Origin of the sequence: Pantoea sp. Morm, assembly GCF_016643525.1 — a bacterium.
GTDB lineage: Bacteria > Pseudomonadota > Gammaproteobacteria > Enterobacterales > Enterobacteriaceae > Pantoea > Pantoea dispersa.
In genome coordinates this window covers 14594-31574 of record NZ_VOQX01000014.1, presented here as the reverse complement: position 1 = coordinate 31574, position 16981 = coordinate 14594, and the positions used below count along the sequence as shown (strand labels likewise).

Sequence of the window (16981 nt, the reverse complement as noted above, 5' to 3'; positions counted from 1 at the left end):
CTGCTATGTCCTCATCATCACGTCCGGTTTTCCGCGCCCGTTTGTTGCCGTATCTGCTGGTGGCACCGCAACTGGCGATCACCGCGATCTTTTTTCTCTGGCCCGCCGGAGAGGCGCTGTGGTACTCGCTGCAAAGCATCGATCCGTTTGGCATCTCCAGCACCTTTGTTGGCCTTGATAACTTCCGCCGCCTGTTCAGTGACGACTACTACCTTGATTCGTTCTGGACCACCCTCGTGTTTAGCGCGCTGGTGACGGTATGCGGCATGACATTCTCGCTGCTGCTGGCGGCGCTGGTGGATTACGTTATCCGGCTGAAAAAGCTCTATCAGACGCTGCTGCTGCTGCCCTATGCGGTAGCGCCGGTGGTTGCGGCGGTGCTGTGGATGTTCCTGTTCAATCCGGGGCTGGGGCTGTTCAGCCATCTGCTGAACCAGTTTGGCTACAACTGGAACTATGCGCAGAACAGCGGTCAGGCGATGTTCCTGATTGTACTTGCGTCGATCTGGCAGCAAATGAGCTACAACTTCCTGTTTTTCTTTGCCGCGCTGCAGTCCATTCCTAAATCGCTGGTGGAAGCCGCGGCGATTGACGGTGCCGGACCGGTGCGCCGTTTCTTTAATCTGTCGCTGCCGCTGATTACGCCGGTCAGCTTTTTCCTGCTGGTGGTGAATCTGGTTTACGCCTTTTTCGACACCTTCCCGGTGATTGATGCCGCTACCGGCGGTGGGCCGGTACAGGCCACCACCACGCTGATCTATAAAATCTACCGCGAAGGCTTCACCGGGCTCGATCTCTCGTCGTCCGCCGCGCAGTCGGTGGTGCTGATGCTGCTGGTTATCGGCCTGACCATTCTGCAATTCCGCTTTGTCGAGCGTAAGGTGCAATACCAATGATTGAAAACCGACGCGGGCTGGATATCTTCGCCCACACGCTGCTGGCGCTGGGGGTGCTGACCATTCTGTTCCCGCTGTACGTGGCGTTTGTCGCCGCGACGCTGGATAACAACGCGGTGTATCAGGTGCCGATGACGCTGGTGCCGGGCCCGCATCTCATCGACAACATCACCCACATCTGGCGCGATGGCGTCAACGGCAGCGCGGCGTTTGGCCTGATGATGCTGAACAGCCTGATCATGGCGCTGGGCATCACCGTGGGCAAAATCACGGTGTCGATGCTCTCGGCGTTTGCGCTGGTGTGGTTTCGCTTTCCGCTGCGCACGCTGTTTTTCTGGCTGATCTTTATCACCCTGATGCTGCCGGTAGAAGTGCGTATTTTCCCGACGGTGGAGGTGATCTCCACGCTGCACATGCTGGACAGTTACAGCGGTCTGACATTGCCGCTGATGGCCTCCGCGACCGCCACGTTCCTGTTCCGCCAGTTTTTTATGTCGCTGCCGGATGAGCTGATTGAAGCGGCGCGCATTGACGGCGCCAGTCCGATGCGTTTTTTCTGGGATATCGTGCTGCCGCTGTCAAAAACCAATCTCGCCGCGCTGTTTGTCATCACCTTTATTTACGGCTGGAACCAGTATCTGTGGCCGCTGCTGATCATCAACGATGCCGGCCTGAGCACTGCCGTGGCGGGGGTGAAAAGTATGATCAACACCAGCGGCGGTCCGACGCAGTGGAACGAAGTGATGGCGGCGATGTTATTAACCCTGATCCCACCGGTGGTGGTGGTGCTTGTGATGCAGCGCGCTTTTGTGCGTGGCCTGGTGGAGAGTGAGAAATAGATGGCAGCGGTAACCCTTCAGACCGTGACGAAATCGTATGACGGCAAAAACCAAATCATTCAGCCGCTGAACATCACCATCAATGACGGTGAATTTATGGTGATGGTCGGCCCATCCGGCTGTGGAAAATCGACGCTGCTGCGCATGGTGGCCGGGCTGGAGCGCGTCACGTCGGGCGATATCTACATCGATGATCGGCGCGTCACCGACATGGAGCCGAAAGATCGCGGCATCGCCATGGTATTCCAGAATTACGCGCTCTACCCGCACATGACGGTGGGAGAAAACATGGCTTACGGCCTGAAGATCCGCGGCATGGGCAAGGAACAGATTACCCAGCGGGTGATGGATGCGGCGCGCAGTCTGGAGCTTGATCACCTGTTGCAGCGCCGTCCGCGCGAGCTCTCCGGCGGCCAGCGTCAGCGCGTGGCCATGGGCCGCGCCATCGTGCGGGAACCGGCGGTGTTTCTGTTTGATGAGCCGCTGTCGAACCTGGATGCGCGCCTGCGCGTGCAGATGCGTCTGGAGCTGCAGCAACTGCACCGCCGGCTGAAAACCACCAGCCTGTACGTCACGCACGATCAGGTTGAAGCCATGACGCTGGCGCAGCGCGTGATGGTGATGAATAAAGGCGTGGTGGAGCAGGTGGGCACGCCGGTGGAGGTGTATGAGCGTCCGGCCAGTCAGTTTGTTGCGTCGTTCATCGGCGCGCCGGCGATGAACCTGCTACCCGGTCAGATCAATAGCGATGGCTCGCGCTTTACGCTCGACACGCTCAACAGCCTGCCGCTCGGCGCCGGCAAAGCGCGATGGGCCAACCGTCCGCTGACGCTCGGCATTCGTCCCGAGCATATTCAGCTCAGCAGCCGTGAGGCCGGCGGTGTGCCGCTGGTGGTGGATACGCTGGAGATCCTCGGCGCGGACAATCTTGCGCATGGCCACATTGGCAACACGCGGCTGGTGGTGCGTTTGCCGCATAGCGAGCGGCCGCAGGCTGGCAGCAGCCTGTGGCTACAACTGCCGCCAGATGCGTTACACTTCTTCGATTCTACCCATGGAAAGCGTCTGGAATGAGTGTAAAAAACTGGCCCTATCCGCACATTGTTGCGCATCGCGGCGGCGGCAAGCTGGCCCCGGAAAACACCCTGGCGGCGATTGATGTTGGCGCGCACTACGGTCATACCATGATCGAATTCGACGCTAAACTGTCACAGGATAAGCAGATTTTCCTGCTGCACGATGACACGCTGGACCGCACCAGCAACGGCTGGGGCGTGGCGGGCGATCTGCCGTGGCAGCAGCTGGCGCAGCTGGATGCCGGCAGCTGGTTTAGCCGTGAATTTGACGGTGAACCGCTGGCATTGCTGAGCGAGGTGGCCGCGCGCTGCCGCCAGCATCAGATGATGGCCAACATTGAGATCAAACCCAGCAGCGGTACAGAGGTGGAAACCGGACGTGATGTGGCGCTGGCCGCACGAACGCTGTGGCAGGGACAAACGGCACCGCTGCTGTCCTCGTTCTCGTACGCGGCGCTGGAAGCGGCGATGCAGGCCGCGCCGGAGCTGCCGCGCGGCCTGCTGCTGGATGAGTGGCACGACGACTGGCAGACGCTTACCGCCGCGCTCGACTGCGTCTCCATCCATTTAAATCATCGCTTACTGGACGCCGGACGCACCGCCGCGCTTAAAGCCGCCGGTCTGCGTATTCTGGTGTATACCGTGAATCAGCCCGCGCGGGCGCGCGAGCTGCTGAGCTGGGGCGTGGATGCCATCTGTACCGATCGCATTGATGCTATCGGCCCGGACTTCCGTTAATTGCCGTACTGCGTTTGTGTATTGCTGTTCTGCTGGCCCGGCTGCGACTGAATCACGCGCTGCCGGGCGCTATCGCGCCGCTCCTGCAGCTTACGCTGCATCTCCTGATTTTGCTGCTGCTGATCCTGACGCAACTGCTGCTGCTGTTGCTGCTGCTGGACCTGCATGCGCGTCTGCATCCGCTGCTGGCTTGGGTTATAGCCGGGTTGATTCGGTTGGTTAGTGTTGTTCAGCATGTTCGCCATGCCGCTCAGCGGCATCAGTGCCGCGATAACAATCAGCCATTTTTTCATGGTGTTCCTCCATCAGTGCGGCCTGCTGTGTGAGGTTGCTCGCCACCCGGCAGCAACCGCCGCAACCATAAGTTTATGCGATATCACAAACCCCAAAACCAGGAGTGCACCTAATTTGGCTTAACTGCTATCTTTTTTACAGTATTTGCAAACACTTGCAGCAATCAATAACAAATGTAAACAACTGAAAGGATGGTGGCGGGATGAGGATACATAACGGTGTGCGCCAGTTCGGCTGGGCGCTGTTAATGAGTTTTACCGTGGTGCAGGGGGCGCAGGCGGCGCCAGCCAGCGCACCGCCGGTGTCATATGGCGTCGACAGCGACACCTTTCACCCGGTGAAAGCGCAGCACGGGATGGTTGCATCAGTGGACGCCATGGCAACCCGGGTGGGCGTCGATATCCTCAAACAGGGGGGTAACGCGGTAGATGCAGCGATTGCGGTGGGCTTTGCGCTGGCGGTCACTCACCCGCAGGCGGGCAACCTGGGCGGTGGCGGCTTTATGCTGCTGCGCACCGCTGCCGGCCGCACCACCGCCATTGATTTCCGCGAGATGGCGCCGGCGCGTGCCTCGCGCGATATGTTCCTGGATAAGCAGGGCAACGCGGATAGTAAGTTATCACTCACTTCTCATCTGGCGTCCGGCACGCCGGGAACCGTAGCCGGTTTTGCCCTGGCGGCGCAAAAGTATGGCACGCTGCCGCTCAGCACGCTGCTGGCGCCGGCGATCAAACTGGCGCGCGACGGCATCATCGTTAACGATGCACTGGCTGACGATCTCGCTACCTACGGTAAAGAGAACCTGATCAACCACGACAACAGTCGCGCTATTTTCTATAAAGCCGACGGTCAGCCTTACCAGAAGGGCGATCGCCTGGTGCAGAAAAACCTCGCGCACAGCCTGCAGCTGATTGCTCAGCAGGGGCCGGATGCTTTCTACAAAGGCAAAATTGCCGATGAGATCGCTGCCGAAATGGCGCAGCACGGCGGACTGATTGGCAAGGCGGATCTGGCGGCCTACCGCGCAGTGGAACGCAAGCCGGTAAGCGGCAGCTACCGTGGCTACGAGGTGTTCTCCATGCCGCCACCGTCGTCCGGCGGCATTCATATTGTGCAGATCCTCAATATCCTGGAAAACTTCGACCTGGCGAAATGGGGCTTCGGCAGCGCGGACGCGATGCAGGTTATGGCCGAAGCGGAAAAATATGCCTACGCCGACCGCTCCGAGTATCTCGGCGATCCCGACTTCGTTAAGGTGCCGCAGCAGGCGCTGACCAGCAAAGCCTACGCCAAAACGCTGGCCCAGCAGATTGACGTCAACAAGGCGCGCCCTTCAGCCGACATCAAGCCCGGTAAGCTGGCACCGTACGAGAGCAATCAAACCACCCACTTCTCGGTGGTGGATAAAGACGGCAACGCGGTGGCGGTGACCTATACGCTGAATACCTACTTTGGCAGCGGCGTGGTGGCCGGTAACAGCGGCATTCTGATGAACAATGAAATGGATGATTTCTCTGCCAAGCCGGGCACGCCAAACGTCTATGGCCTGGTGGGCGGTGAGGCGAACGCGATCCAGCCGGCCAAACGTCCGCTGTCATCAATGTCGCCAACCATTGTGGCGAAAGACGGTAAAACCTGGCTGGTGACCGGCAGCCCGGGCGGTAGTCGGATTATCACCACCGTGCTGCAAATGGTGGTGAACAGTATCGATTTCGGCATGAACGTGGCGGAAGCCACCAATGCGCCGCGCTTCCACCATCAGTGGCTGCCGGATCAGCTGCGCGTCGAGAAGGGCTTCAGCCCGGATACGCTGCGTCTGCTGGAAGCAAAAGGTCAGCATGTGAAAGTGCTGCCGGCGATGGGCAGCACGCAGAGCATCATGATTGGCCCGGACGGCATGCGCTACGGCGCATCCGACCCGCGCTCGGTGGATGATTTGAGTGCCGGGTATTAACGTCGCGCAATAAATTGCGCCGCTACCTCACCGTGCACCGGCCGGTAGCGGCGCGATTCATCGCGCATTCCCTTTCAGACGCGCCATGTAGTGCGTATCGATCATCTGGCCGTCGCGGACCGCGAAACCTCTGGCGGTACCTTCAATCTCAAAACCAAACTGCTGATACAAACCCATGGCCTGGTAATTATCCGCAAACACTGTCAGTTCAATCCGCGTGACCTGCAGCCAGTTGTCGCACAGATCCACTATCGCCGCCATCAGCGCTTTACCCACGCCGCGCCGATGGAATGCCGGATCAACGCCCATGCCGATAGTGGCGCAGTGACGGCGGCGTGCCACCGCCATAACTTCCAGCGTCAACTGACCGACAACCTGCCCGTCAATACAGGCCACCAGCATGGTGACATGGGGACGGGGATTCGCGAGCCGCTCCTGCCAGAGTGACGGTGACTGATACGGCAGATGCAGCGTGCCCGCCTGGGTTTCCGGCTGGCTATAGATACGCGTCAGAACGGCGGCATCTTCGGGCGTTGCGTGACGAACAGTAACCTGACTCATAAAGCAGCTCCTTACACTCAGTGAATGAAATCCCCTTTAACATCAGGGAATTCGCGCGCAGCGTCAACGGTAAAAAAATCGGGAAAGGGCTTTACAGACGCGAATGATAATGATTATTATTGTCAACGCGAATCCGGCAGCGTCTCCTGACAAACCGGGTAAGCACGACATTGCTCACATTGCTTCCAGTGTTTCTTAGCCAGCTCGGGTGCTGGCTTTTTTTTTGCCTGCGCGTTAACCGATCGCCGTCCGTGGCAATCCACTGCACGGGGAGATTACAGCGTGTACCAGGTGGCCGCGCCGGGACCGACCGGCAGGTTAAACACGAACACCCACAGCACAAACAGCAGCGTCCAGCCAATCATAAACACCACCGAATAAGGCAGCATCATCGCCACCAGCGTACCGATGCCCATATCACGACGGTAGCGCGCCGCCACTGCCATGATCAGCCCGAAGTAGCTCATCATCGGCGTAATCACGTTTGTCACTGAGTCACCAATGCGGTACGCCGCCTGGATCACCTCAGGCGCAAACCCGACCAGCATCAGCATCGGCACGAAAATCGGTGCGGTCACTGCCCACTGGGCCGACGCGGAGCCAATCATCAGATTGATGAAGCCGCAGATCAGGATGAAGCAGACGAACAGCAGCGGGGCGCTCATATCCAGTGAAGCCAGCAGGCTGGCACCTTTCACTGCCACCACCGTGCCGAAGTTGCTCCAGTTGAAAAAGGCGACAAACTGCGCGGCAAAAAACACCAGCACGATGTACATTCCCATGCTGCTCATGCTGGTGGACATGGCGTGAATGACATCGCGATCGCTGCGCATGGTGCCCATCAGGCGGCCATAAACAAAACCGGGGATGGCGAAGAACACAAAGATAAATACCACGGTGCCTTTCAGGAACGGTGAACCCGCCAGCGTGCCGGTTTTGGGATTCAGTAATACGCCGTGGCCGGGAATGACCGTCAGCGCCAGCTGCAGTGACACCACCAGCACCGCCCAGCCCGCACCTTTGAGTGCCCGACGCTCGCCAGGCGACAGCTCGCCCATGTCGCCGCGCACCGCATCACCTTCGCTATCCTGATAGCTGCCCAGCTTGGGTTCGACGATGCTGTTGGTGATCCAGGTGCCCAGCCCGGCAATCACAAAGGTGCTGATAAACATGAAGTACCAGTTCACCTCCGGGCCAACACTGTAAGCAGGATCGATGATCTGCGCTGCACTCTGGGTAATGCCGGAGAGCAGTGGATCAATAGTGCCAAGCAGCAGATTGGCGCTGTAACCGCCCGAGACGCCGGCAAACGCGGCCGCCAGTCCAGCCAGCGGATGGCGACCGAGCGAGTGGAAGATCATCGCAGCCAGCGGAATCAGCACCACATATCCCAGCTCCGAAGCGGTATTCGAGACGATACCGGCAAACACCACGGTAAAGGTGATCAGCTTCTTCGGGGCGTTAAACACCAGTGCGCGCATCGCGGCGGACAGCAGGCCAGACTGTTCGGCGATGCCGACACCCAGCAGCGCCACCAGCACGGTTCCCAGCGGGGCAAAGCCAGTGAAATTCGTCACCAGATGACTGACGATGCGCTGTAAGCCTTCTGCGCTCAGCAAACTGACCACGTGAATCACCCCGTCCGGCGCGCGCCCGGCGGCACCGATCGGGCGCGGATCGATCACGCTCACGCCTAATGCCGCAGCAATAGCCGACGCGACGAGGATAAACAGGGAAAACAGTGCAAACAGCGTAATCGGGTGCGGCAACAGGTTGCCCAGCCATTCAACGGTATTGAGGAAGCGTTCGACAGGACGCTTCGCAGGTGAAGTGGTTTTTTCCATGAGGTCATTCTCCTTATATACAGCGGGCGAGCCGCTTTTTGCCCGGTTTGCCATAGTAAGAAGAGGGAAAAAACGATCAAGAGTGAGTTTCTGTTTAAACCAGGGATAATGCGAGGTGTATTTATTTATCTTACTGATAATATTTATTTAATTTTATTTATCTTTCTAATTTAAGGTTAGTTAAATAATCTGATTTTTTATTTTTATGTGAGGTTAATCCGCTTTAGGATTTAAATAATCACGAAGGATTGCTTTAATGTTTCTTTTCCAGCAGACCAGTCTTGTTTTTATCTGCTGGTATTTTTCAGTGGTGTCTGTGAGAGGTTGCGCCGCAACGGCATAACATGACAAAAAAATGATAAACTCAGCTTATCTCTGACCTCAGGCGCACACGATGAAGAAGAAAAGACCGGTATTACAGGATGTTGCCGATCGCGTCGGCATCACAAAAATGACCGTCAGCCGCTATTTGCGGAACCCCGATCAGGTCTCTGCGGCGCTGCGCGACAAAATCGCCGTGGCGCTGGATGAACTCGGCTATATCCCCAACCGTGCGCCCGACATGCTCTCTAACGCCACCAGCCGCGCGATTGGCGTGTTGCTGCCCTCGCTCACCAACCAGGTATTTGCCGACGTGCTGCGCGGCATTGAAACCGTGACCGATGAAGCGGGCTATCAGACGCTGGTGGCGCACTTCGGCTATAACCCGCACAAAGAGGAGCTGCAGCTGCGTTCGCTGCTGGGCTGGAATATTGATGGCGTGATCCTTACCGAACGTTCCCACACGCCGGGCACGCTGCGCATGCTGGAAGTGGCGGGCATTCCGGTGATCGAAATGATGGATTGCGTCACGCCGTGTCTTGATATGGCCGTGGGCTTCGACAACGTCGAGGCGGCGCGGCAGATGACGCATGCTATCCTCAGGAAAGGCCATCGTCACACCGTCTATCTGGGCGCGCGCCTCGATGAGCGTACGCTGCAAAAGCAGCAGGGCTACGAACAGGCGATGCGTGAAGCCGGGCTGACGCCGCACAGCGTCATGATGGAAGATGCCTCCTCCTTCAGCGCCGGTGCCCAGCTGCTGCGCGAGGCGCAGAAGCGCTATCCGCACACTGACAGCCTGTTCTGTACCAATGATGACCTGGCGGTAGGCGCGATGTTTGAATGCCAGCGCCAGGGGTTGCGCGTGCCGGAGCAGATGGCGATCGCCGGCTTTCACGGCCACGACATCACGCAGGTGGTCAATCCGCGGCTGGCTACGGTGCTGACGCCACGCGAACGCATGGGGCGTGAATCAGCCGCCATGCTGCTGGCGCGGATTGGCGGCGATCGCAGCGTGACCGCGCCGCTGGATGTCGGTTTTGAGATTGCCGAAGGTGGCAGCATCTGATTTTGGCGATTTTTTGAGTCAGTTCACACTTTCGTGCTTTTCCGCCTGACAAGGGTTGCCAGCGTCTGAGCGCGCTCGGACAATGGCAATCAAAATTGTTATCGGTAACATTGGCAGCTTAACCTGCCGGAGCGCAAAACCATGACCACGCCATCTCCATCGCACCACGTCTTTATCCTGATGGGTGTTTCCGGCAGCGGAAAGTCTGCCGTCGCCAATCAGGTGTCTCATCAGCTCAGCACCGCGTTTCTGGATGGTGATTTCCTGCATCCGCGCAGCAACATCACCAAAATGGCGGAAGGCCATCCGCTGAACGACGACGATCGCCAGCCGTGGCTGCAGGCGCTGAATGATGCGGCGTTCGCGATGCAGCGCACCCAGGCGATCTCGATCATCGTCTGTTCAGCGCTGAAAAAGTCCTATCGCGACATCCTGCGTCAGGGCAATCACAACCTGAAATTCATCTATCTGAAGGGCGATTTTGCCACCATTGAGTCTCGTCTCAAGGCGCGCAAAGGCCACTTCTTCAAACCGCAGATGCTGGTAACACAGTTTGAAACCCTGCAGGAACCGGGTGCCGACGAGCCGGATGTGCTGGTTGTCGATATCAATCACTCACTGGATGAGGTAGTTGCGGCCACGGTTGCGACCATCGAGGGCGCAATCAACAAGGGCTAGTCATGAGTACCGCAACGCTGGTGTTAACCGCAGCAGGCTCTGTCCTGCTGCTGCTGTTTTTGGTGATGAAAGCGCGTATGCACGCCTTTGTCGCTCTGATGTTAGTGTCGATGGGTGCCGGTCTGTTCTCCGGTATGCCGCTGGATAAAATTGCTGAGACCATGCAAAAAGGCATGGGCGGCACGCTCGGCTTTCTCGCCATTGTGGTGGCGCTGGGCGCCATGTTCGGCAAAATTCTGCATGAAACCGGTGCGGTCGATCAGATCGCCATTCGCATGCTGAAAACCTTTGGCGAGCGGCGCGCGCACTATGCGATGGGCATTGCCGGGCTGATTTGTGCGCTGCCGCTGTTCTTTGAAGTGGCCGTGGTGTTGTTGATCAGCATCGCCTTCGCCGTGGCACGCCGTACCCACGATAATCTGGTCAAACTGGTGATCCCGCTGTTTGCCGGCGTCGCCGCCGCGGCGGCCTTTTTGCTGCCCGGACCGGCACCGATGCTGCTGGCGGCGCAGATGCACGCTGACTTTGGCTGGATGATCCTGCTGGGGCTGTGCGCGGCGATTCCCGGCATGCTGATTGCCGGTCCGCTGTTCGGCAACCTGATTGCGCGCCATGTGACGTTCAGCGCGCCGCCGGAAGATCATCAGCCGGACGTCAGCGAGGGCCAGCTGCCGTCGTTTGGCTTTAGCCTGTCGCTGATTCTGTTCCCGCTGCTGCTGGTCGGGCTGAAAACCATCGGCGCGCGCTTTACCACACCGGATACACGTCTGTATGCGTGGCTGGAGTTTATCGGCCATCCGTTTACCGCCATCCTGCTGGCGCTGCTGGTGGCGATTTACGGCCTGGCTTACCGTCAGGGCATGGATAAAGAGAAGGTGATGCAGGTATGCGGCAGTGCGCTGCAGCCGGCGGGGATTATCCTGCTGGTGATTGGCGCGGGCGGCGTGTTCAAGCAGGTGCTGGTGGATTCCGGCGTTGGCCCGGTGCTGGGCCACGCGCTGACCGGTGCCGGCATGCCGATTGCGCTGGCCTGTTTTATTCTCTCCGGCGCGATTCGGGTGATTCAGGGCTCGGCCACGGTGGCCTGTTTAACCACCGTCGGGCTGGTGATGCCGGTGATTGAACCGTTGCATTACAGCGGTGCGCAGCTGGCGGCGCTGTCGATCTGCATTGGCGGCGGCTCGATTATTATCAGCCACGTCAACGATGCCGGTTTCTGGCTGTTCGGCCGCTTCACCGGTGCCACCGAAGGCGAGACGCTGAAGACCTGGACGCTGATGGAGACGATTCTCGGCACCACCGGCGCCATCGTCGGGATGATCGCATTTAGTTTGTTGTCGTAATGGCAATGCGCAATAAATTGCGCCGTTACAGATTAATGCACAGCCTGTAGCGGCGCGATTTATCGCGCGTTGTAAAAATGATTAATCCACCTCGCGCTCATCGTCCGGCTGGTCCAGCACAGTGTACGCTACCGCGCAGAACAGCGAATTCAGGCGCTTCATATCTCCCAGCAAACCTAAATGCAGCGAACTGGTTTCGATGCTTTGCACATTCTGCCGATGCAGGCGCTCGACGTGGGCGTGGGAATAACGGCGAATCAGGATGCGGAAACGGTGCTTGGCACGGCGCAGACGCTTCGCGCTGGTGACGTCGTGCGACAGAAACACCGACAGGCTCAGGCGCAGGTTGCTTAACACCTGCTCCTGCAGCGAATTCAGCTCTTCCAGCCCTTCCGGCGAAAACGCCCGGCGCGCCTGCAGCGATTTGTCCGCTACGTCGGCGCTCATGCGCTCGATAATGTCGCCTGCCTGCTCCAGATTCAGCGCCATCTCAATCACCTCGGCCCAGCGGCGTGAATCCTCTTCCGCCAGGTCCTCCTTCGGCATGCGCGCCAGATAGAGCTTAATGGCGGTGTACAGCACGTCCACATCATCATCCAGCCGCCGCACCGCGCGCTCCTCGCGCAGTTCGCCCATCACCACCTTGTTGAAGCTCTCCAGCATCTGCTCCACCACATCGCCAATGCGCAGCGTCTCCCGCGCCGCGTTGGCCAGCGCCAGCGCCGGCGTATCCAGCGCGCTGCTGTCGAGGTGCTTAGGCTTGAGATGGGTCTGGTTTTCCGCATCGTCGGCGATCATGCGGCGGCACAGGCGCGCCATCGGTTCGGCAAACGGCACCATCACCAGACAGCGCACCAGGTTGTAGAACACGTGGAAGAAGATCACCATCTCTTCATCGTTAACCGGCAGCTTATCCAGCAGGTCGGCGATGTAATCGACAAACGGCAAAATAACGATGCTGCCAATCAGCTTGAACAACAGGCTGCCGAGCGCCACCCGCTTGCCGGCAGCATTGGATCCGCTGGCGTTGATCATTGCCAGCAAGCCGCTGCCGAGGTTAGCCCCAATTACCAGACACAGCGCCACTTTGAACGAGATAACGCCGGTGGCGGTCAGCGTGGCGGTAATCAGCACCGCAGCCAGGCTGGAGTAGCTGATGATGGCGAATACCGCGCCAATCAGCGCATCCAGCATGATATCGCCGGTCAGCGTCGAGAACAGCACCTGTACGCCAGCGGCCTGCGTAATGGGTTTGGCGGCGGCGACAATCAGCTGCAGCGCCAGCAGAATCAGCCCGAGGCCGATGGCCGCGCGTCCGATCTGACCGGCGCGCGTCTGTTTGCGGCTGAGGAAAAATACCACGCCAAAAAAGATAAACAGCGGCGACAGCCAGGAGAGATCGAAGGTCAGGATGCGCGCCATGATGGCGGTACCGACGTCGGCACCCAGCACCACCACCAGCGCGGGCGTCAGGCTGACCAGATTCTGCGCCACAAACGAGGTGACTAATAACGTGGTGGCGTTACTGCTCTGCACCAGCGCGGTAACGCCAATCCCGGCAAGAAAGGCCATCGGCTTTTTTTCCACGCTGCGGCTTAACACGCGACGCAGATCGGCACCGTACACGCGCATCACGCCGGTGCGGACAATGTGGGTGCCCCATACCAGCAGGGCGACGGCGGAGAGAAGGTTAAGCAGGGTTAGCACGAATAAAGGCTCCTATGCGCCAGGCAGAAAACAGGCGGCTGCCTGCCTGGCGATAAGCACAGCCGATAAATACCTGCGTCGCGCTGCCTTGCCAATTTTTCGTTTAATTTAAGCGACCTGGCGCAACGTCGACATCTCTAACTGTAGTCCAATCTGCATGCCGGCGGGGTGTAAATCTGCCACGCTGCGGTTGAGCACATCCACCGACAACTCGACCTGATTCGCCAGCACGCGATAGCGGATCACGTTCCCGAGCAGGCTATGGCTGAGAATGGTGGCCGCGATGCCTGCCTGCGGTGCGCACAGCTGGATGGATTCCGGACGAATCGCCACCTGGCAGCTGAACGGCTGGCCGGTCAGCTGCGTTGCCTGTTCGGCGCTCAGCAGGTTGTAGTTACCAATAAAGCCCGCGGCGAACAGATCCACCGGCTGGGTATAGAGCGTTTCCGCGTTGCCGTTTTGTACAATGCGACCGCGGTTCATCAGCACAATACGGTCCGACAGCGTCAGCGCCTCTTCCTGATCGTGGGTGACAAAAATGGTGGTCAGCTTCAGCTCCTGCTGAATGTGGCGAATCTGCTCGCGCAGATGGCGGCGAATGCGGGCGTCCAGCGCCGACAGCGGTTCATCCAGCAGCAGCAGGCGCGGCCGCGTCACCAGCGAACGCGCCAGCGCCACGCGCTGACACTGACCACCCGACAGCTGATGCGGATAGCGGCGCGCGAAGTCGGCCAGTTCCACCAGCGCCAGCGCTTCCATCACGCGTTGCTGAATCTCACCGGCGGGCAGTTTCTGCATCTTCAGGCCAAAGGCGACGTTCTTCTCTACCGTCATATTGGGAAACAGCGCATAGCTCTGGAACACCATGCCAATGGTACGTTTCTGCGGCGGCAGCGGCACCAGATCCTGGCCCTGCAGCAGAATGGTGCCGCTGTCGACATCGGTCAGGCCGGCGATGCAGCGCAGCAGCGTTGACTTGCCGCAGCCGCTCGGGCCGAGCAGGGTGACAAACTCACCTTCATCGGCGCTGAAATCGATGTTTTCAAAAATGGTGGTCGGGCCGTAGCTTTTATTCAGTTGGGTAACGTTCAGGTAACTCATGGTCAGCCTCGTTCAGGATTGAGGGCATTGGCCAGCCAGGTGACCAGCAGGACAACCGCAAAATAAGAGATCACCAGCGCGCTGGTGAAATGCCCGCTGCCGTTGCGCATGTTGTAGAGATAAACCTGCAGCGTTTCATAGCGGGTGCCGACCAGCAGGTTAGCAAAGACAAACTCACCAATCAGAAACGAGAAGGAGAGCAGCACGGCAATGAACACCCCTTTGCGCAGATTTGGCAGCACCACAAACAGGGCTGCCTGCCAGGTGCTGGCGCCCAGCAGATGAGCCGCGTCAATCAGCTCTTTCAGGTTGATGGCCTGCATGTTGTTGGCAATGGCGCGGTAGATAAACGGCAACGCAATGGTGAAGTAACAGCCGATGAGAATCCACGGCGTGCCGGTCAGCATCAGCGGGCCTGAGGAGTAGAGCTGCAGCAGCCCGACCGACGAGACCACCGGCGGCACGGCAAACGGCATCAGAATCAGCACGTTCATCACCGCGTCCAGTTTTGGATAGTAGTAAGCGATTACAAACATCGCAGGCAGCACCAGCAGAAGGGAGAACAGCAGCGCACCCACGCAGATCAGCAGTGAATGACCGAGCGCGGTGAGGAAGCGCGGATCGCTCCACAACTGCGTCAGCCACTTCAGGGTAAAGCCCTGCGGCAGAATGGTATCGCTCCACTCACTGGAGATGCCGTACAGCAGCGTCGCCAGCAGCGGTGCGGCGAGCACAATCAGCAGCAGCCAGACAATCAGGCGATGGTAGAGTTTTTCGACGCGAGACATGTCAGGACTCCTGTACGCGGGCATGCAGATAGCTGCGACGCACCAGATACTGCTGCACCAAGGTAATCAGCGCCATAATCAGCACCAGCAGCATCGCCAGCGCGCCGCCGGTATTGGGATCGAGCGAGATATCGCCTGACACCAGCGCGGCGATGCGCACCGGCACCACGTTGAAGTTGCCGGTGGTCAGCGCGTAAATGGTGGCGTAGGCGCCCAGCGCGTTGGCCAGCAAAATCACAAAGGTGCCGAGCAGCGCCGGAAACAGAATCGGCAGGCCGATGTGCCACCAGTAGCGCCAGCGGCTGGCACCGAGCAGTGCCGCCGACTCTTCCCAGTCTTTCCGCAGCCCGTCAAACGCCGGGTAGAGCAGCAGAATACCGAGCGGAATCTGGAACCAGGTGTAAACCAGCACCATGCCGTCGCGCGAAAACAGCTTAAAGCTGTCCAGCCAGCCGTAGTGGCGCAGCAGCAGCGTCAGGCAGCCGTTCAGTCCGAGCAGGATGACAAAGGCGAAGGCCAGCGGCACGCCGGCGAAGTTGCTGGTCATATTGGTGAACGACAGCAAAAAGCGCTGAAAACGCCCGGTGCCGAGCTTGTGCAGCGAATAACCGGCAAGCAGCGCGATCAGCAGGCCGTAAACGCTCGACCACAGCGAAATATCCAGCGACAGGCGAAAAGCCTGCAGGTAGAACGGTGAAGTGAGGATATCGCTGTAGTTGTCGATGCCCCAGCGCTCATTGATATCGCTCCAGAAGCTGTTGATGGCAATCCACAGCAGCGGCGCGAGCTGGAAGGCGATCCAGAACAGCACGAACGGCAGCAGCAGCAGCGAGGCCAGGGTTTTGCCCTTCATCAGCGCGGCTCCGCCAGCAGACCGCGACACAGCGGTTTGTCGTGCGGGACGCCGAGCAGGGTGCAGACGGTGCCGCACAGGTCGGTTTGCTGCGGCTCCAGGTCGGGCTGCAGCGAGAAGCCGCGGCCAAAAACAAACAGCGGCACCTGCGTCTCTTCCGGCAGAATACCGCCGTGCGAGCGATCGTCGTTCATGCCGTGGTCGGCAGTGACAATCACCTGATAACCGGCGGCCAGCCAGCCCGGCATCCACTGCGACAGATAGCCATCCGCCATTCGTGCCCGGTTACGGTACTGCGGTGATGACAGGCTGTGCTTGTGCCCGGCATCGTCGATGTTCATTGGGTGAATCAGCAGGAAATCGGGATCGTGCTGCAGGCGCAGGCTTTCGGCATCCTCAAACAGATGCGAGTCGGGGTAACCGTCGTCCCAGTAGAAATGGCCGTACTGGATCGGCAGGTCGGGTGCGTTAGTGTGGCGATCGCGCGCAGCGTTGAACGGCGAGCGGTTATACAGTTCGCTCACCCAGTGATAAGCGGCAGCGGCGGTAGTGAGTCCGGCGTCGCGCGCATAGTGGAAGATACTGCGCTGATTGCTCAGGCGATTGACGCCGTTGTGAATGATGCCGCTGCGCACCGGCGGAATGCCAGTCAGAATGCATTCGTACAGCGGACGCGACAGCGACGGCAATTCGCAGGTTAGCGTGTAATAGTGGCCGTTGCCCTGTTTGCATTCGGCAAACAGATAGCCCATGGCGTGCTGCGCTACCTGATTACTCAGCCCATCGAGTACCACCAGGATTGTTTTCATCCCCGCTCCCTCAGGTGCGCATGAATGCGCACCCTGTAAAAATTGGTGATAGGTACCGGCGCAATGTATTGCGCATTGCCGGAAAACGGATGCACGATACACCGCGCCGC

General features: G+C 59.0%; 16 protein-coding genes. 8 read left to right on the top strand and 8 right to left on the bottom strand.

Translation table 11 applies throughout. The annotated features are described in order from the left end of the window. Positions 1-5: 5 nt before the first annotated feature. From ugpA to ugpQ, 4 genes are read left to right on the top strand one after another with little or no spacing between them, the layout of a single operon-like run. The gene (gene ugpA, locus FT726_RS07360) at positions 6-896 is read left to right on the top strand and encodes a sn-glycerol-3-phosphate ABC transporter permease UgpA (protein ID WP_058774944.1); all 891 of its coding nucleotides are present in this window, start codon (positions 6-8) and stop codon (positions 894-896) included. Next, a complete protein-coding gene (gene ugpE, locus FT726_RS07355) occupies positions 893-1735 on the top strand; it encodes a sn-glycerol-3-phosphate ABC transporter permease UgpE (protein WP_021508002.1) in 843 nt (280 codons plus the stop codon). Before ugpA ends, ugpE begins: the two co-directional genes overlap by 4 nt. Next, a complete protein-coding gene (locus FT726_RS07350; RefSeq protein WP_058757577.1) occupies positions 1736-2809 on the top strand; it encodes a sn-glycerol-3-phosphate import ATP-binding protein UgpC in 1074 nt (357 codons plus the stop codon). Next, entirely contained in the window at positions 2806-3549 is a 744-nt protein-coding gene (gene ugpQ / locus FT726_RS07345) for a glycerophosphodiester phosphodiesterase (protein ID WP_104187819.1), read from the top strand. Before FT726_RS07350 ends, ugpQ begins: the two co-directional genes overlap by 4 nt. Here ugpQ and FT726_RS07340 read toward each other — a convergent pair. Continuing rightward, positions 3546-3842: a DUF2756 domain-containing protein gene (locus tag FT726_RS07340; protein ID WP_058757576.1), complete on the bottom strand. Its 297-nt coding sequence runs from the start codon at positions 3840-3842 to the stop codon at positions 3546-3548. The genes ugpQ and FT726_RS07340 overlap by 4 nt on opposite strands. 203 nt (positions 3843-4045) lie before the next feature. Between FT726_RS07340 and ggt the strand changes: the two genes are divergently transcribed. Beyond that, entirely contained in the window at positions 4046-5797 is a 1752-nt protein-coding gene (ggt, locus tag FT726_RS07335) for a gamma-glutamyltransferase (RefSeq protein WP_021507998.1), read from the top strand. Positions 5798-5854: 57 nt separating this feature from the next. Here the strand turns inward: ggt and FT726_RS07330 are convergent, their stop codons facing one another. Next, the gene (locus FT726_RS07330; RefSeq protein WP_288425041.1) at positions 5855-6358 is read right to left on the bottom strand and encodes a GNAT family N-acetyltransferase; all 504 of its coding nucleotides are present in this window, start codon (positions 6356-6358) and stop codon (positions 5855-5857) included. A 275-nt stretch (positions 6359-6633) separates the two neighbouring features. After that, positions 6634-8202 carry an AbgT family transporter gene (locus FT726_RS07325; protein ID WP_346302626.1) on the bottom strand — a complete coding sequence of 523 codons (1569 nt, stop codon included), beginning with the start codon at positions 8200-8202 and terminating at the stop codon, positions 6634-6636. Between the two features lie 394 nt (positions 8203-8596). Between FT726_RS07325 and gntR the strand changes: the two genes are divergently transcribed. The 3 genes from gntR to gntU all read left to right on the top strand — a co-directional run bounded on the left by gntR (position 8597) and on the right by gntU (position 11613). Continuing rightward, a complete protein-coding gene (gntR, locus tag FT726_RS07320; RefSeq protein ID WP_021507996.1) occupies positions 8597-9592 on the top strand; it encodes a gluconate operon transcriptional repressor GntR in 996 nt (331 codons plus the stop codon). A 141-nt stretch (positions 9593-9733) separates the two neighbouring features. Next, positions 9734-10270: a gluconokinase gene (gene gntK, locus FT726_RS07315; RefSeq protein WP_010615889.1), complete on the top strand. Its 537-nt coding sequence runs from the start codon at positions 9734-9736 to the stop codon at positions 10268-10270. 2 nt (positions 10271-10272) lie between these two features. Further along, positions 10273-11613 (top strand): gluconate transporter, encoded by a 1341-nt coding sequence (gene gntU / locus FT726_RS07310; protein ID WP_058757574.1) that lies wholly within the window; start codon positions 10273-10275, stop codon positions 11611-11613. 81 nt (positions 11614-11694) lie between these two features. Here the strand turns inward: gntU and FT726_RS07305 are convergent, their stop codons facing one another. From FT726_RS07305 to FT726_RS07285, 5 genes are all read right to left on the bottom strand, one after another. Beyond that, on the bottom strand, positions 11695-13320 hold the full coding sequence (locus tag FT726_RS07305; RefSeq protein ID WP_031279764.1) for a Na/Pi cotransporter family protein: 1626 nt from the start codon (positions 13318-13320) through the stop codon (positions 11695-11697). 108 nt (positions 13321-13428) lie between these two features. Next, positions 13429-14421, bottom strand: coding sequence for an ABC transporter ATP-binding protein (locus FT726_RS07300; RefSeq protein WP_288425036.1), 993 nt, complete (start codon positions 14419-14421; stop codon positions 13429-13431). Positions 14422-14423: 2 nt separating this feature from the next. Further along, positions 14424-15209 (bottom strand): ABC transporter permease, encoded by a 786-nt coding sequence (locus FT726_RS07295; RefSeq protein WP_058757571.1) that lies wholly within the window; start codon positions 15207-15209, stop codon positions 14424-14426. A gap of 1 nt (position 15210) precedes the next feature. Next, positions 15211-16062, bottom strand: coding sequence for an ABC transporter permease subunit (locus FT726_RS07290; RefSeq protein ID WP_288425033.1), 852 nt, complete (start codon positions 16060-16062; stop codon positions 15211-15213). Further along, a complete protein-coding gene (locus FT726_RS07285; protein WP_058770008.1) occupies positions 16062-16871 on the bottom strand; it encodes an alkaline phosphatase family protein in 810 nt (269 codons plus the stop codon). The genes FT726_RS07290 and FT726_RS07285 overlap by 1 nt, the downstream gene beginning before the upstream one ends. Positions 16872-16981 lie beyond the last annotated feature (110 nt).

Excerpts from the sequence above, each read along its gene's own strand:
- ugpQ (WP_104187819.1), top strand. The coding sequence starts at position 2,806 with ATGAGTGTAAAAAACTGGCCCTATCCGCACATTGTTGCGCATCGCGGC.
- FT726_RS07295 (WP_058757571.1), bottom strand. The coding sequence starts at position 15,209 with ATGTCTCGCGTCGAAAAACTCTACCATCGCCTGATTGTCTGGCTGCTG.
- FT726_RS07325 (WP_346302626.1), bottom strand. The coding sequence starts at position 8,202 with ATGGAAAAAACCACTTCACCTGCGAAGCGTCCTGTCGAACGCTTCCTC.
- gntR (WP_021507996.1), top strand. The coding sequence starts at position 8,597 with ATGAAGAAGAAAAGACCGGTATTACAGGATGTTGCCGATCGCGTCGGC.
- FT726_RS07285 (WP_058770008.1), bottom strand. The coding sequence starts at position 16,871 with ATGAAAACAATCCTGGTGGTACTCGATGGGCTGAGTAATCAGGTAGCG.
- FT726_RS07290 (WP_288425033.1), bottom strand. The coding sequence starts at position 16,062 with ATGAAGGGCAAAACCCTGGCCTCGCTGCTGCTGCTGCCGTTCGTGCTG.
- ggt (WP_021507998.1), top strand. The coding sequence starts at position 4,046 with ATGAGGATACATAACGGTGTGCGCCAGTTCGGCTGGGCGCTGTTAATG.
- FT726_RS07330 (WP_288425041.1), bottom strand. The coding sequence starts at position 6,358 with ATGAGTCAGGTTACTGTTCGTCACGCAACGCCCGAAGATGCCGCCGTT.
- gntU (WP_058757574.1), top strand. The coding sequence starts at position 10,273 with ATGAGTACCGCAACGCTGGTGTTAACCGCAGCAGGCTCTGTCCTGCTG.
- ugpA (WP_058774944.1), top strand. The coding sequence starts at position 6 with ATGTCCTCATCATCACGTCCGGTTTTCCGCGCCCGTTTGTTGCCGTAT.
- ugpE (WP_021508002.1), top strand. The coding sequence starts at position 893 with ATGATTGAAAACCGACGCGGGCTGGATATCTTCGCCCACACGCTGCTG.
- FT726_RS07350 (WP_058757577.1), top strand. The coding sequence starts at position 1,736 with ATGGCAGCGGTAACCCTTCAGACCGTGACGAAATCGTATGACGGCAAA.
- FT726_RS07340 (WP_058757576.1), bottom strand. The coding sequence starts at position 3,842 with ATGAAAAAATGGCTGATTGTTATCGCGGCACTGATGCCGCTGAGCGGC.
- gntK (WP_010615889.1), top strand. The coding sequence starts at position 9,734 with ATGACCACGCCATCTCCATCGCACCACGTCTTTATCCTGATGGGTGTT.
- FT726_RS07300 (WP_288425036.1), bottom strand. The coding sequence starts at position 14,421 with ATGAGTTACCTGAACGTTACCCAACTGAATAAAAGCTACGGCCCGACC.